This window comes from Nonomuraea sp. NPDC023979 (assembly GCF_040639085.1).
Lineage (GTDB): Bacteria > Actinomycetota > Actinomycetes > Streptosporangiales > Streptosporangiaceae > Nonomuraea > Nonomuraea ceibae.
In genome coordinates, this window is sequence record NZ_JBEZZG010000022.1 from 90,410 (window position 1) to 102,683 (window position 12,274).

Sequence of the window (12,274 nt, forward strand, 5' to 3'; positions counted from 1 at the left end):
CGTAAAGAGTGATTTTTGCAATGAGAGACGTCCTGTACCTGGAAGCGATCGAGCAGGCCGAGGCCCTGCTCAAGCCGCAGCGCGTGGAAGTGCTGCGGCAACTCGCCGAGCCGCGCACCTGCACCGAGGTGGCCGCCCGGCTCGGCCAGACGCCTCAGCGGGTCTACTACCACGTCAAACGCCTCGTCGACGCCGGGCTGGTCGACCTGGTGTCGGAGCGCAAGGTCCGGGGCATCAACGAAGGCATCTACCAGGCCGGCGCCCGCTCCTACTGGCTGTCGCCGCGCCTGGTCGGCCGCATCGGCCTGGCCAAGGCCCGCGACGAGCTGAGCCTCGGCTACCTCCTCGACCTGATGGAGGAGGTCCAGGCCGACATCGCCGCCCTCGACAGGTCCGCGCCGGAGCTCCCGTCGATCGGCCTGTCGGGCGAGATCCGCGTACGTCCAGAGAACCGGCAGGAATTCCTCAACGACCTCCAGAACACCCTGCGAGACCTTTTCACCCGCTACGGCGGAGCCGAAGGCGACGCCTTCAAGCTCGCCGTGGCCTGCTATCCCAAGGAAGACGACGATGAGTGAGCCGATGATCCTCCGTGCCCGAGTCCAGGCCCCGGTCAAGGAGGTCCGCAACGCCCTGACCGATCCGGCGCTGCTGCGTGTGTGGCTGGCCGAGCACGCCGAGGTCTCACTGCCCGAGCGCTACGCCTTCTGGGGGCGCCACACGCCCGAGGGCGACGCGCCCCACCAGCGCCTGCTCCACGCCGACGACGACACCGTACGCGTCGCCTGGACCCTCGACGGCGTCGAGACCACAGCCGAGCTGTCCGTCGAGGAGGAGACGCCCGACAGCACGATCGTCACCGTCTCGCAGACCCACTTCGACTACCGCGAGGCCATGACGGAGAGCAGCATCCGGGGCGTGCTCCAGACCTACTGGTGCCTCGCGCTGGCCAACCTGGCCGAGCACTTCGAGGGCCGCGAGCTCACGCCCAAGGTCGACTTCACCTCCGACGACCTGCGCGCCACCGTGACGATCGACGCCGCGCCGTCGGCGGTGTTCGAGTCGCTGATCGACAGCGAGGCCGTCACGCGCTGGTTCGGCTACCCGATCGAGATCGAGCCGCACGTCGGCGGGCGCTACGCCATGGGCGGATTCGACAACGACCCGCACCCGGCCAAGGTCCTGGAGCTGGAGCCGGAGCAGCGCCTCACCGTCGACTGGGGGCCCGTGGGGATCAGCTCCTGGGAGCTGGAGGGCAGCGAGGGGCGGACCCGGCTGACGATGGTGCAGAGCGGCTTCGACCGGCCACCGTACGCCGCCTGGGCGGGCAACCTGTCGGGGCTCGCCGAACTGCGCCGCTATCACGAGATCCCGGCCTGGCAGCCCCTCTGGGTGAGCTGACGGCCTGGGCCTGGAGGTTGCCTCCCGGGGTTATCCACAGAACCGCGTTCTGGCCTCGGGGGGCGTCCTGGTCCGGCCCATCATGGTGCCCGTGAACGCCCCCGGCCCCCGCCCCTCTCCCTTCCCTACGGACCACGGCACCGTCCCTCGCACGGACGCCGGATCCCTGCTCGACCGCGCCCGCCGCGTCACCCGTGCCGTCCCCCGGGCCGTGGCGTGCCGCCAGACGGCCGCGCACATCTGGGGCCTGCACCCGCTGAGCACCGCCACCCCCGAGGCCGCCTGGCCCGTCGAGGTCATCGCCCCTGCCCACGTGGCCATCCCCGGCTGCGTCACCCACGTGACCCGCCTGCCCGCCCGCGACATCACCGAGCACGACGGCGTCCGCGTCACCACCCCGGAGCGCACCGCCCTCGACTGCGCCGCCCACCTGCCCAGGCTCGACGCCGTCGCCCTGCTGGACCGGTTCCTGCGCGCCGGGGTCGACCTCGACGCCGTGTGGCGGCGCTCCCCGTCCGACCGCGTCCACGACCTGCTCTCCCTCACCGACTGGGGCGCCGCCTCACCCAGGGAGAGCTGGCTGCGGGTCATCCTCGTCGACGGCGGCCTCCCCAGACCCGCCACCCAGATCCGCGTCCCCCTCCCCGAAGGCCGCAACGCCTACCTCGACCTCGGCTGGGAGCCGCACCGGCTCGCCGTCGAGTACGACGGCCGTGCCCACCACACCACCCCGGCCGACCGGCGCCACGACGAGACCCGGCGCGACGAGCTCCGCCACCACGGCTGGCGCATCATCGTCGTCGGCCGCGACGTCATCCCCGCCCACAGCGCCGACCTGCTGGAGAACGTCGCCAACGCCCTCATCGAACGAGGCTGGCGGCCCACCCCCGACGAGACGATCCGCATCCTGTCCCGCATCCGCGCCCTCCGCCGCCGCCCCGCCCTGCCCCACCAACGCCGCCGCTACTACACCCCCCGTCGGGAGTGACGCCGGTTGCGCCGGGGCAAACCCCGCCAATGCCGCCCGTTCACCACTGCCACAGGGAATATTCGCAGGTCAATATGGCTGAACGGCTTCGCGGGGCCACCCCCAGGCGTCACAATGTGACTGCGGCCATCGCCCCCTCCTTCCTTCGTCCTACCGCTGCTGTCCGAAGGTCTCCCCGCGATGGCCGCACCGCTTTCCCTCCCCGAACGCCCGCTTTCCGGCCCCTCCGGCCCCTCTGTCGCGCAGGCGCCGCCGCCCGCCGCTCCTCAGGCCCCGGCACTCCCGGGGTCCAGTGCGCGGGTGCGGCCCTCAGGCCCCGCCCTTGGGGCTGGCACTTCGGGGCTCCCGCTCGCCGGGGCTCGCGCCCTGGGTCCGCGTCTCGGGTCCGCGCCCTCCGATCTGCGCCCCGGGGCGGTGCCCCCTAGGGCCGGCGCTCCAAGCCCGCCCCAACCCGGCGGCCCGCTGGGCCGCCCCCAAGGGGCCGGTGCTCAGGCCCCCGTTCCAGGGCGGTGCGGGCGCCCTCCCCAGGGCCCCGTGTCCAGGGCTGGTGGGCAGGGCCCCAGAGGGTCGGTAGGGTCCCGCCCTCAGGGCCGGTCGGCAGGCTCGGTGCCCGGCTGCGGCCTTCGGGGCCGCAGTCACCGGGTCTCACCCTCCAGGCCCGCTCTCAGGGCCCGCCTTTCCCGGGCCCCGTCGTTCCAGAGTCCGTCTCCGTACGCCCCCGGGGTTGGTCGGCCGGTGCGGTGGGGCGGGTTCGGCTGCAGGCCCTTGGCTCGGGGATCACCTGGGTTGTGGGGGTGGTCGGGTGGGGTGAGGCGGGAGGGGCGGGGGTGGGTGAAATTCTGGTGGTCGGCGCGGACACGTAGGGGGTGGAAGCCAGCAGCGTTCGGAAGGCCTGACGAGGATGACGCGTGAGTGAACGAGACGACCGGTCCCGGTTCGAGGCGGTGTACCGGCGAACATATGAGCAGATCCTCGGGTATGCCGTGCGGCGGTGCGCCTCGCCGGAGGACGCCGCCGATGTCGTGGCCGAGACCTATGTGGTCGCCTGGCGGCGGATGAGCGAGTTGCCCGACGGCGAGGCGGGCAGGCTGTGGCTGTACGGCGTGGCCCGCCGGGTTCTGGCCAATCATCGCCGCAGCGAGCGGCGCAGGCTGACCCGGCACGCCGAGTTGACCGCCGAGCTCGAACGCCTCTACGCCCCGCCCGTACACCCGTCCGGTGGGCAGGACGGCGTGGCCGAGGCGATGGGCATGCTGGCCGACGGTGATCGGGAGCTGCTGGCCCTGGCGCTCTGGGAGGAGCTCGACCCCGGCGAGATCGCCACGGTGCTGGGCTGCTCCCGCAACGCCGTCCGGATCCGCCTGCACCGGGCCCGCAAGCGCTTCGCCAAGGCCCTGGAGAAGACCCGCCCGTCGGCCGCCGGGTTCGTGTCGCGGACGCTCATCGAGAAGGAGTCAGGGTGAACAACGACGAGATCTTCAAGGGCCGGGCGCGCGTGCTGGACGAGGAGCTGGCCGGCCGGGTGTCCACTCCGGGGGCGGACGCGCTGCTGGCCGAGGTCGTGTCGCTGGAGCGCGTGCCCGAACAACGGCGGAGGCGTCTGCGCGCTCCCGGTCGCGCGCTGCTCGGCGTGGCCGCGGCCGCCGTGGCGGCGGGGGTCGTGGTCCCCGCGATGCTGTCCGGCGGAACGATCTCCGTCGTGCCCCAGCCGGGCGAGTCCCAGCCGGGAGTGCCGCAGCCGAGCGCGTCGCTGTCGGCTCCGGCCGGCGGGTCGACCGCTCAGCAGATCCTGCTGGCCGCGGCCGTCGCCACGGAGCGGGCCCCGGCGAGCGGTGACTACTGGCGCACCACGACCGTCTCGCGGTGGATGCTGCCCGATCCCACGCGCGGTTACATGCTGGAGGGCAGCCGGTCCCTGGAGACGTGGCTGGCGGTACGGCCGGAGCTGCAGAGCTGGCGCATCCGGCAGGATCTCGGGGTCAAGCCAGCGACCGCGCGGGACGAGCAGGCGTGGCGGGCCGCCGGGGCGCCCGCGAGCTGGCGTTATCCCGAGGACATGAGGACGGACAACCTGTTCTCCGTCCCGTCCCGGCCGCTGAGGACGGCGGCGGGGGAGCGGTCCGCCGAACGGCTGTACGGCAAGTGGAAGGGCACGGCCGGTCACCTGATCGGGGGGCCGCTGACCTGGAAGCAGGTACGGGCGCTGCCGAGCGACCCCGGGAAGCTCCGGAGCTACCTGGAAGAGGGCATCGGCCGGCTGGACCTGGCCGGATCCGGGGTGGACGTGAAGGAGGCGAGGGCGCACATCCTCCTGCGCGACTGTGTGGAGATCATCAGCCGGCTGCCGGCGTCGCCCGAGGTGCGCGCGTCCGCGTACCGGATCCTGGCGTCCCTGCCCGGTATCCGGGCCGAGGGGGAGGTGACGGACCCGCAGGGGCGGCGCGGGCAGGCGCTCGGCTACCGGGAGGAGATCGAGCCGGGCGTGTTCGCCCGGGTTCAGCTCGTGGTCGATCCGGGCAGCGGGCTGCTCCTCGCCGAGGTGCGGAGGCACACCACCGATCTCGCCGACGGGCGGCAGGTGGAGTTGCGCTACTCCACCTCGTTCCAGGCGATCGGCTGGACGGACGAGCGCCCGAGCCTGCCGGCGCGGCGTGACTGAGGCCGGGTCGGGCTGGACGGACGAGCGGCCGAGCCTGCCCGCGAGGCGGGACTGAGGCCGGACCCTTGATCGGTTGAGGGCGCCCTGAGGAGGAGCGGGCTCGGGCCCGCCCCTCCGGGCGGCGGCCGTGTTCCGGCCGGCTAGGCGAGTTTGACCGGGAGTTCCTTGATGCCGTTGATGAAGTTCGAGCGCAGGCGGCGGGCCTCGCCGGTCTGGGTGAGGCGGGGGTAGCGGCGGGCGAGCTGCTCGAAGAGGATGCGGAGCTCCAGCTTGGCGAGGTGGTTGCCGAGGCAGAAGTGGGCGCCGCCGCCGCCGAAGCCGATGTGCGGGTTGGGGTCGCGGCCGATGTCGAACGTCTCGGCGTCGGGGAAGACGGCGGTGTCGCGGTTGGCGGAGGAGTAGAAGACCACGACCTTGTCGTCTTCCTTGATCTGCCGGTCGCCGAGCATCTGGTCGGCGGTGGAGGTGCGGCGGAAGAGGTTGACGGGGGAGACCCAGCGGACGATCTCGTCGGCGGCGGTGCGGGCGAGCGTGGGGTCGGCGACGAGGCGGTTCCACTGGTCGGGGTGGTCGAAGAGGGCGAGCATGCCGCCGGAGGCCGCGTTGCGGGTGGTCTCGTTGCCGGCGACGACGAGGAGCAGGACGAACAGGTCGAACTCGTTCTCGTCGAGGGTCTCGCCGCTGTCGTCCGGCTGGATGAGCTTGGTGACGATGTCGTCCCTGGGGTTGGCGCGGCGCTGGGCGGCGAGCTGGTTGGCGTAGGCGTAGACCTCGGCCGCGGCGGCGGCGCCTTCCTCAGGGGTGTCGGCGTAGTCGGGGTCCTGGGCGCCGATCATGCGGTTGGACCAGCTGAAGAGCTTGTCGCGGTCGGTGACGGGGGCGCCGAGGAGCTCGCAGATGACGTAGAGCGGGAGAGGGGCGGCGACTTCGGTGACGAAGTCGGCTTCGGTGCCGCACTTGTCGAGCAGGTCGTCGCAGATGTCGCGGATGTGTTGTTCGAGGGCGCCGATGGTCCGGGGGGTGAAGCCGCGGTTGACGAGCGAGCGGCGCCGGGTGTGGTCGGGCGGGTCCTGGTTGAGCATCATCAGGCGTTGCAGTGCCCGCTGTTCCTCGGGCATCTCGTTGAACAGGGCCAGCCGCCGCGACGAGGAGAACAGGTCGGAGTGCCGCGACACGTGCACGACGTCCTCGTGGCGGGTGACGGCCCAGAAGCCCGGTTCGTCCTCGTGCCAGTGCACGGGGTCGTGGGCGCGCAGCCAGGCGAACTGCTCGTGGGGCGGTCCTGCGGTGGCGTAGCGGTCCTGGTCGACAAGGTCGATGTGCACCCGGTTCACCCTCTTATCAAGCGCTTGGTACAGGAAGCCGTACTGAAACGTGTTCTATTACGGCACTGTACGACCGTCAAGGAGCGGGTGCGGCGCGGGGAGGGGGTGATCCGATGTCTGCCGGAAGCCCAGGGTCCGGTCCTTGACAGCGCCCGAGGACGGGATCAGCATGGCGGTACAGACATCCGATGGGTGCGGGGTGGCATGGGCGCGGGAGGCTCGTACCGGATCGTCGGGATGGAGACGCACGACGTGCGCTTCCCCACCTCGCGGGAGCTGGACGGCTCCGACGCGATGAACCCCGACCCTGATTACTCGGCCGCCTACGTGGTGCTGCGGACGGACGACGGGTTCGAGGGGCACGGGTTCGCCTTCACGATCGGGCGCGGCAACGACGTGCAGACGGCGGCGATCGGCGCGCTCAGGCCGTACGTGATCGGCCGGGACGCCGAGGACCTGGGCGCGCTCTACAGGGAGATGGTCTACGACTCGCAGCTTCGCTGGCTGGGGCCGGAGAAGGGCGTCATGCACATGGCGATCTCCGCCGTGGTCAACGCGCTGTGGGACCTGAAGGCCCGGCGGGCGGGCAAGCCGGTGTGGCTGCTGCTGTCGGAGATGCCGCCCGAGGAGATCGTCGCGCTGATCGACTTCCGCTATCTCAGCGACGCCCTGACACCCGGCCAAGCACTCGAAATCCTGAAAAAGGCGGAAAAGGGGAAGGCCAAGCGGATCGCCCGCCTCCGGGCCGACGGCTACCCCGCCTACACCACCTCGCCCGGCTGGCTCGGCTACCCCGACGACAAGCTGCGCCGCCTCTGCCGGGAGGCCCTCGACCAGGGCTTCGGCCAGATCAAGCTCAAGGTCGGCGCCGACCTGGCCGACGATGTGCGCCGGCTCAAGGCGGCCCGCGAGGTGTGCGGCCCGGACTTCCCCATCGCGATCGACGCCAACCAGCGCTGGGACGTCGGGACGGCCATTGCCTGGGTGACCGCGCTCAAGCCGTACGCCCCGCACTGGGTGGAGGAGCCGACCAGCCCCGACGACGTGCTTGGCCACGCGGCGATCGCCGAGGGCGTCAGCCCCGTGCCGATCGCCACCGGCGAGCACGTCCAGAACCGGATCATCTTCAAGCAGCTCCTCCAGGCCGGCGCGATCTCCTACCTGCAGATCGACGCCGCCCGGGTCGGCGGGCTGCCGGAGAACCTCGCGATCCTGCTGCTCGCGGCCAGGTTCGGCGTGCCGGTGTGCCCGCACGCGGGCGGCGTCGGGCTGTGCGAGCTGGTGCAGCACCTGGCCATGTTCGACTACGTGGCTGTCAGCGGCACCCTGGACGGGCGGGTGATCGAGTACGTGGACCACCTGCACGAGCACTTCACCGACCCGGTGGTGATCGAGAACGGCCGCTACCGGGCCCCTGCGGCGCCCGGGTTCAGCGCCGCGATGCACGCCGAGTCGGTCGCCGCCCACACCTACCCGGGCGGCGCGGTCTGGAGGGACGCATGACGCTCAAAGCCGTCGTCACCGGAGGCGGCTCAGGCATCGGCCTGGCCACCGCCACCCTGTTAGCCGGGCGCGGCATGCGCGTCGCCTGCCTCGACCTGGACGCGCCCGGCGAGCCGTTCGTCGGCGTCAAGGCCGACGTGACCGACGACGAGCAGGTACGCCGGGCCGTCGCGGAGGCGGCCGAGCGCCTGGGCGGCATCGACATCCTGGTCAACAACGCGGGCATCGGCGCGCAGGGCACGGTCGAGGACAACGACGACGCCGAGTGGCGGCGGGTGTTCGACGTCAACGTGTTCGGCATGGTCCGGGTGGCCCGCGCGGCGCTGCCGTACCTGCGCCGGTCGGCGCACGCCTCGATCGTCAACACGTGCTCCGTGGCGGCCACCGCCGGGCTGCCCGGCCGCGCCCTCTACAGCGCGACCAAGGGCGCGGTGCAGTCGCTGACCCTCGCCATGGCGGCCGACCACGTCCGCGAGGGCATCCGGGTCAACTGCGTCAATCCGGGCACCGCCGACACGCCGTGGGTCGCCCGGCTGCTCGACGCCGCCGACGACCCCGAGGCGGAACGGGCGGCGCTGCGCGCCAGGCAGCCGATGGGCCGCCTGGTCAGCGCGGAGGAGGTCGCGGCGGCGATCGCGTACCTGGCCGGCCCGGACGCCGGCGCCACCACCGGGACGGCGCTCGCGGTCGACGGCGGCATGCAGGGGCTGCGGCTCCGGCCCGGCGGGCCGGTCCAGGAGCTCAGGTGATCGAGCTGCCGCGGTTCGGGTTCGGCGCCGCGCCCATCGGCAACCTGTACGAGGCGGTGGGTGACGAGCAGGCGCGGGCCACGGTCGAGGCCGCGTGGGACAGCGGCGTGCGCCTGTTCGACACCGCGCCGCACTACGGGCTCGGCCTGTCGGAGCGCCGCCTCGGCGCCGCGCTGGCGGGCCGCACCGGCTACGTGCTGTCGACCAAGGTCGGCCGCCTGCTCGTCCCGTCCGGCCGCGGCGGCGTCGACGACGAGGGCTTCGACGTCCCCGCCGCCTTCGAGCGGCGGTGGGACTTCTCGCGTGACGGCGTGCTGCGCTCCCTGGACGACTCCCTGTCCAGGCTCGGACGCCCGTACGTGGATCTGGCGTTCATCCACGACCCGGACGACCACCTGGAGCAGGCGCTCGACGAGGCGTACCCGGCGCTGGCCGAGCTGCGCGCGCAGGGCGTGGTCAAGGCCGTCGGCGTCGGCATGAACCAGTGGCGGGCGCCGCTGCGGTTCGTCCGGGAGACGGACGTGGACGTGGTGATGCTGGCCGGCCGCTACACGCTGCTCGACCGGTCGGGGCTGCCGCTGCTGGAGGAGTGCGCGGCGCGCGGCACCCGGGTGCTGGCGGCGGGCGTCTTCAACAGCGGCCTGCTGGCGACCCACACCCCGTCGGGCGCCTACGACTACCGGCCCGCCCCGGCCGGGCTGGTCGCCCGCGCCACCCGGCTGGCCCGCGTGTGCGAGGCGCACGGGGTGACGCTGCCGCAGGCGGCGATGGCTTTTCCGCTGCGCCACCCTGCGGTCGCCGCCGTGGTGCTGGGCGCGCGCTCGCCGGAGGAGGTGCGCGCCAACGCCGCCCTGTGGCGGCGCCCGGTGCCGGACGCCCTGTGGGCGGACCTTCAGCGCGCGTAGCCGACGACCCACAGCCCGGGGATCGGCTCGAACTCACTCTTCAGGACGAATCCCAGCTTCTCGTACAGAGTCCGGGCCGGTACGTTGTCCCGCCCGGTCGACACCACGATCCGCCGCTCACCCGCCCTGGCGATGACCTCGGTGACCAGGGCTCGGCCGATGCCGCGCCGGTGCGCCGCCGGATCGACCACGAGCCGGTCCACGTCCACCTCCTCGTCGCTCTCCGTCCAGGCGATCGCCCCCAGCAGCCGCTCCCCGTCCAGCGCGCCGAGCCAGCGCAGCGGCTGGGCCAGCAGGTCGTCCAGGCTTTCGCGCAGGGGCGGGATGCGGTCGTCGCCGATGAGCTCCGCCTCGACGGCATAGGCGGCACGCTGCACGTCGAAGAGGGCTCTGTCGGGCGATATCTCGGAAATCAGCATCTGGCGAGTATCGCCCATCCGAAAAACCGGTTGGCCCCACCGGGGCGGCCCTGCTAGGTTGCCCGGCATGTCCAGCCCAGAGGCGTCAAGACACTAGCCACCGGTCGTCCGGTGGCCTTTCGCCGTTCCTGTCACGAGTGAGAGCTCCGGATCACCGCTGCCGCATGTCCTGCCGATCTTCCTCTGGGTGCGGAGCCTCTTCATGCCTTTCGTCGTATACCTGCTTGGCCTTGCCGTGTTCGCCATGGGCACGTCCGAGTTCATGCTGTCCGGTCTGGTGCCGGGCATCGCCCAGGAGCTGGGCGTCTCCATTCCCGCCGCCGGTCAGCTGACCACGGCCTTCGCCGTCGGCATGATCGTCGGCGCGCCGCTGATGGCGATCCTCAGCCTGCGCTGGCCCCGGCGGCGGGCGCTGCTGGCGTTCCTCGCGATCTTCACGCTCGTGCACGTGCTCGGCGCGGTCACCACGAGCTTCGACGTGCTGCTGCTCACCCGGGTGGCCGGGGCGCTGGCCAACGCCGGGTTCCTGGCCGTGGCGCTGTCGGCGGCGACCGGCATGGTCGCGCCGGACGCCAAGGGCCGGGCCACCGCCGTCCTGCTCGGCGGCGTCACCGTCGCCTGCGTCGCGGGGGTGCCCGCCGGGGCGCTGCTCGGCCAGGTGTGGGGGTGGCGCTCGGCGTTCTGGGCGGTGGCCCTGGTGTCGGTCCCCGCCTTCGTGGCGATCTTGCGGGCCGTGCCCGCGACCCGCGCGGACTCGGCCTCCTCGGGGGCGCGCGAGGAGCTGCGGGTGCTGCGTGACGGGCGGCTGCGGGTGACGCTGCTGCTCGGCGCGCTGGTCAACGGGGCGACCTTCTGCGCCTACACGTACCTGGCGCCGGTGGTCACCGAGGTCGCCGGGCTGGGGGCGGCCTGGGTGCCGGTCGCGCTGGCGCTGTTCGGGGCCGGGTCGTTCGCGGGCGTGACCGCCGCCGGTCGTCTGGCCGACACGCGGCCCGCGCGGCTGCTGACGGCCGGCGGCGCGTGCCTGCTGGCCGGGTGGGTGGTGTTCGCGCTGGCCGCCGGGAGCCCGGTGGCGGCGGTGGTGCTCGTGCTCACTCAGGGCACGCTCGCCTTCGCCGTCGGCTCGACGCTGATCTCCCAGGTCCTGTACGCGGCGGCGGGCGCGCCGAGGCTGGGCGGCGCGTTCGCCACGGCGGCGTTCAACGTCGGCGCGGCGCTCGGCCCCTGGCTGGGCGGCCTGGCCATCGGCGCCGGCCACGGGTTCCGCTCGCCGCTGTGGGTGAGCGCGCTGCTGGTCGCCCTCGCCTTCGCCGTCCTGGTCCGGCGTCAGGAGGGGACGAAGACCCAGGCCGCCGACTCGCCGGGCTCGTAGGGGGAGTCCAGGCGCTTGCCGACGACGCCCGGCAGCCCCTGCTCGCGGGCCGCCTGCCGGACCGGGGCCGCCTCACCCGGCCAGGAGGGGGCGGTCTGCCAGCGGGCGCCCGACAGGCCGAGCGCCTCCAGCGCCGCCCGCCGCTCCCGGTACGGGCGATCCACCAGCGCGTGCCCGTCGTCGTACAGCAGGTCGTAGAAGACCAGCACCTCCGCGCCCGCGAGCGTGGTCAGCTCGCCGTCCAGCACCGCCGTGCGGCTGCCGAACGACTCCGCGAGCGGGCGCAGCCACGGGTGCTCCCTGGCCGCGTCCGTGCGCCCGCCCTGGATCGGGACGAGCAGCCGCCGCCCGCCCCAGGCGAACTCGAAGGCGTACGCGGCGGCGTCGCGCGGCGGCGCCTTGCGCCGGACCGGCAGCATCGGCGCCACGTCGGGGAACGGGTCGGTCACGGGCGGGTCCATGCGGTGGATCATCCAGTTCTTGCCGTCCGTCCGGAACAGCACGAACCTGCCCTCCGCCCGCTCCCCGTGCAGGACGATCTTGACCTCCCGCTCCGACCACTTCTCCGTCTCGTACGTGCCCCGGTCCCAGATCGTCATCGTGCCGCCGCCGTACTCGCCCTTGGGGATCTCGCCGTGGAAGGTGAGGTACTCCATCGGGTGGTCCTCGGTGTGGACGGCCAGATGGTTTGTGCCGGGGTCGGGCGGGAGGCCCTTGGGGACGGCCCACGAGACGAGCACGCCGTCGCGTTCCAGGCGCAGATCCCAGTGCAGGGAACGGGCGTGGTGCTCCTGGATGACGAACGCGTCACCGTCCTGGGGGCGTGGCGCGTCCTGGGGGACGGGTTCGGGGGTGCGACTGGCGTCGCGTTTGCTCCGGTATTTGTGAAGTTTGTCGGCCACAAATGGCTCCTACCCGGTTATGGCTCTGCAAGGATGATCTATCCGCATTTC

12 protein-coding genes are annotated in these 12,274 nt (G+C 72.8%); 9 read left to right on the forward strand and 3 right to left on the reverse strand.

The annotated features are described in order from the left end of the window. The first annotated feature begins 20 nt into the window (after window positions 1–20). From AB0G11_RS31690 to AB0G11_RS31710, 5 genes are all read left to right on the forward strand, one after another. The gene (locus tag AB0G11_RS31690; protein ID WP_357590272.1) at window positions 21–578 is read left to right on the forward strand and encodes a helix-turn-helix domain-containing protein; all 558 of its coding nucleotides are present in this window, start codon (window positions 21–23) and stop codon (window positions 576–578) included. After that, the gene (locus AB0G11_RS31695) at window positions 571–1,401 is read left to right on the forward strand and encodes an SRPBCC family protein (RefSeq protein WP_357590273.1); all 831 of its coding nucleotides are present in this window, start codon (window positions 571–573) and stop codon (window positions 1,399–1,401) included. Before AB0G11_RS31690 ends, AB0G11_RS31695 begins: the two co-directional genes overlap by 8 nt. A 91-nt stretch (window positions 1,402–1,492) precedes the next feature. Then, window positions 1,493–2,389: a hypothetical protein gene (locus tag AB0G11_RS31700; RefSeq protein WP_357590275.1), complete on the forward strand. Its 897-nt coding sequence runs from the start codon at window positions 1,493–1,495 to the stop codon at window positions 2,387–2,389. 908 nt (window positions 2,390–3,297) lie between these two features. Next, a complete protein-coding gene (locus AB0G11_RS31705) occupies window positions 3,298–3,852 on the forward strand; it encodes an RNA polymerase sigma factor (RefSeq protein ID WP_219500937.1) in 555 nt (184 codons plus the stop codon). After that, a complete protein-coding gene (locus AB0G11_RS31710; protein WP_357590277.1) occupies window positions 3,849–5,048 on the forward strand; it encodes a CU044_5270 family protein in 1,200 nt (399 codons plus the stop codon). Before AB0G11_RS31705 ends, AB0G11_RS31710 begins: the two co-directional genes overlap by 4 nt. Window positions 5,049–5,188: 140 nt before the next feature. On the opposite strand, the gene AB0G11_RS31715 is transcribed toward AB0G11_RS31710, so the two are convergent. Next, the gene (locus tag AB0G11_RS31715) at window positions 5,189–6,373 is read right to left on the reverse strand and encodes a cytochrome P450 (RefSeq protein ID WP_357590279.1); all 1,185 of its coding nucleotides are present in this window, start codon (window positions 6,371–6,373) and stop codon (window positions 5,189–5,191) included. Window positions 6,374–6,577: 204 nt separating this feature from the next. Between AB0G11_RS31715 and AB0G11_RS31720 the strand changes: the two genes are divergently transcribed. Genes AB0G11_RS31720 through AB0G11_RS31730 form a run of 3 tightly spaced genes read left to right on the forward strand, consistent with a single transcriptional unit; the run spans window position 6,578 to window position 9,530 of the window. Beyond that, window positions 6,578–7,876, forward strand: a complete 1,299-nt coding sequence (locus AB0G11_RS31720; protein ID WP_357590281.1) for an L-fuconate dehydratase — start codon at window positions 6,578–6,580, stop codon at window positions 7,874–7,876. After that, window positions 7,873–8,625 carry an SDR family oxidoreductase gene (locus AB0G11_RS31725; RefSeq protein ID WP_357590283.1) on the forward strand — a complete coding sequence of 251 codons (753 nt, stop codon included), beginning with the start codon at window positions 7,873–7,875 and terminating at the stop codon, window positions 8,623–8,625. The genes AB0G11_RS31720 and AB0G11_RS31725 overlap by 4 nt, the downstream gene beginning before the upstream one ends. Further along, window positions 8,622–9,530 (forward strand): aldo/keto reductase, encoded by a 909-nt coding sequence (locus AB0G11_RS31730; protein ID WP_357590285.1) that lies wholly within the window; start codon window positions 8,622–8,624, stop codon window positions 9,528–9,530. Before AB0G11_RS31725 ends, AB0G11_RS31730 begins: the two co-directional genes overlap by 4 nt. On the opposite strand, the gene AB0G11_RS31735 is transcribed toward AB0G11_RS31730, so the two are convergent. After that, window positions 9,518–9,949: a GNAT family N-acetyltransferase gene (locus AB0G11_RS31735; protein ID WP_219500947.1), complete on the reverse strand. Its 432-nt coding sequence runs from the start codon at window positions 9,947–9,949 to the stop codon at window positions 9,518–9,520. The genes AB0G11_RS31730 and AB0G11_RS31735 overlap by 13 nt on opposite strands. A gap of 202 nt (window positions 9,950–10,151) precedes the next feature. Here AB0G11_RS31735 and AB0G11_RS31740 point away from each other — a divergent pair, with 202 nt between their 5' ends. Further along, complete coding sequence (locus AB0G11_RS31740; protein WP_357590287.1) at window positions 10,152–11,321, forward strand: Cmx/CmrA family chloramphenicol efflux MFS transporter; 1,170 nt, start codon at window positions 10,152–10,154, stop codon at window positions 11,319–11,321. On the opposite strand, the gene AB0G11_RS31745 is transcribed toward AB0G11_RS31740, so the two are convergent. Beyond that, a complete protein-coding gene (locus AB0G11_RS31745; protein WP_219500950.1) occupies window positions 11,276–12,223 on the reverse strand; it encodes a DNA polymerase ligase N-terminal domain-containing protein in 948 nt (315 codons plus the stop codon). The genes AB0G11_RS31740 and AB0G11_RS31745 overlap by 46 nt on opposite strands. Between the last annotated feature and the right edge of the window lie 51 nt (window positions 12,224–12,274).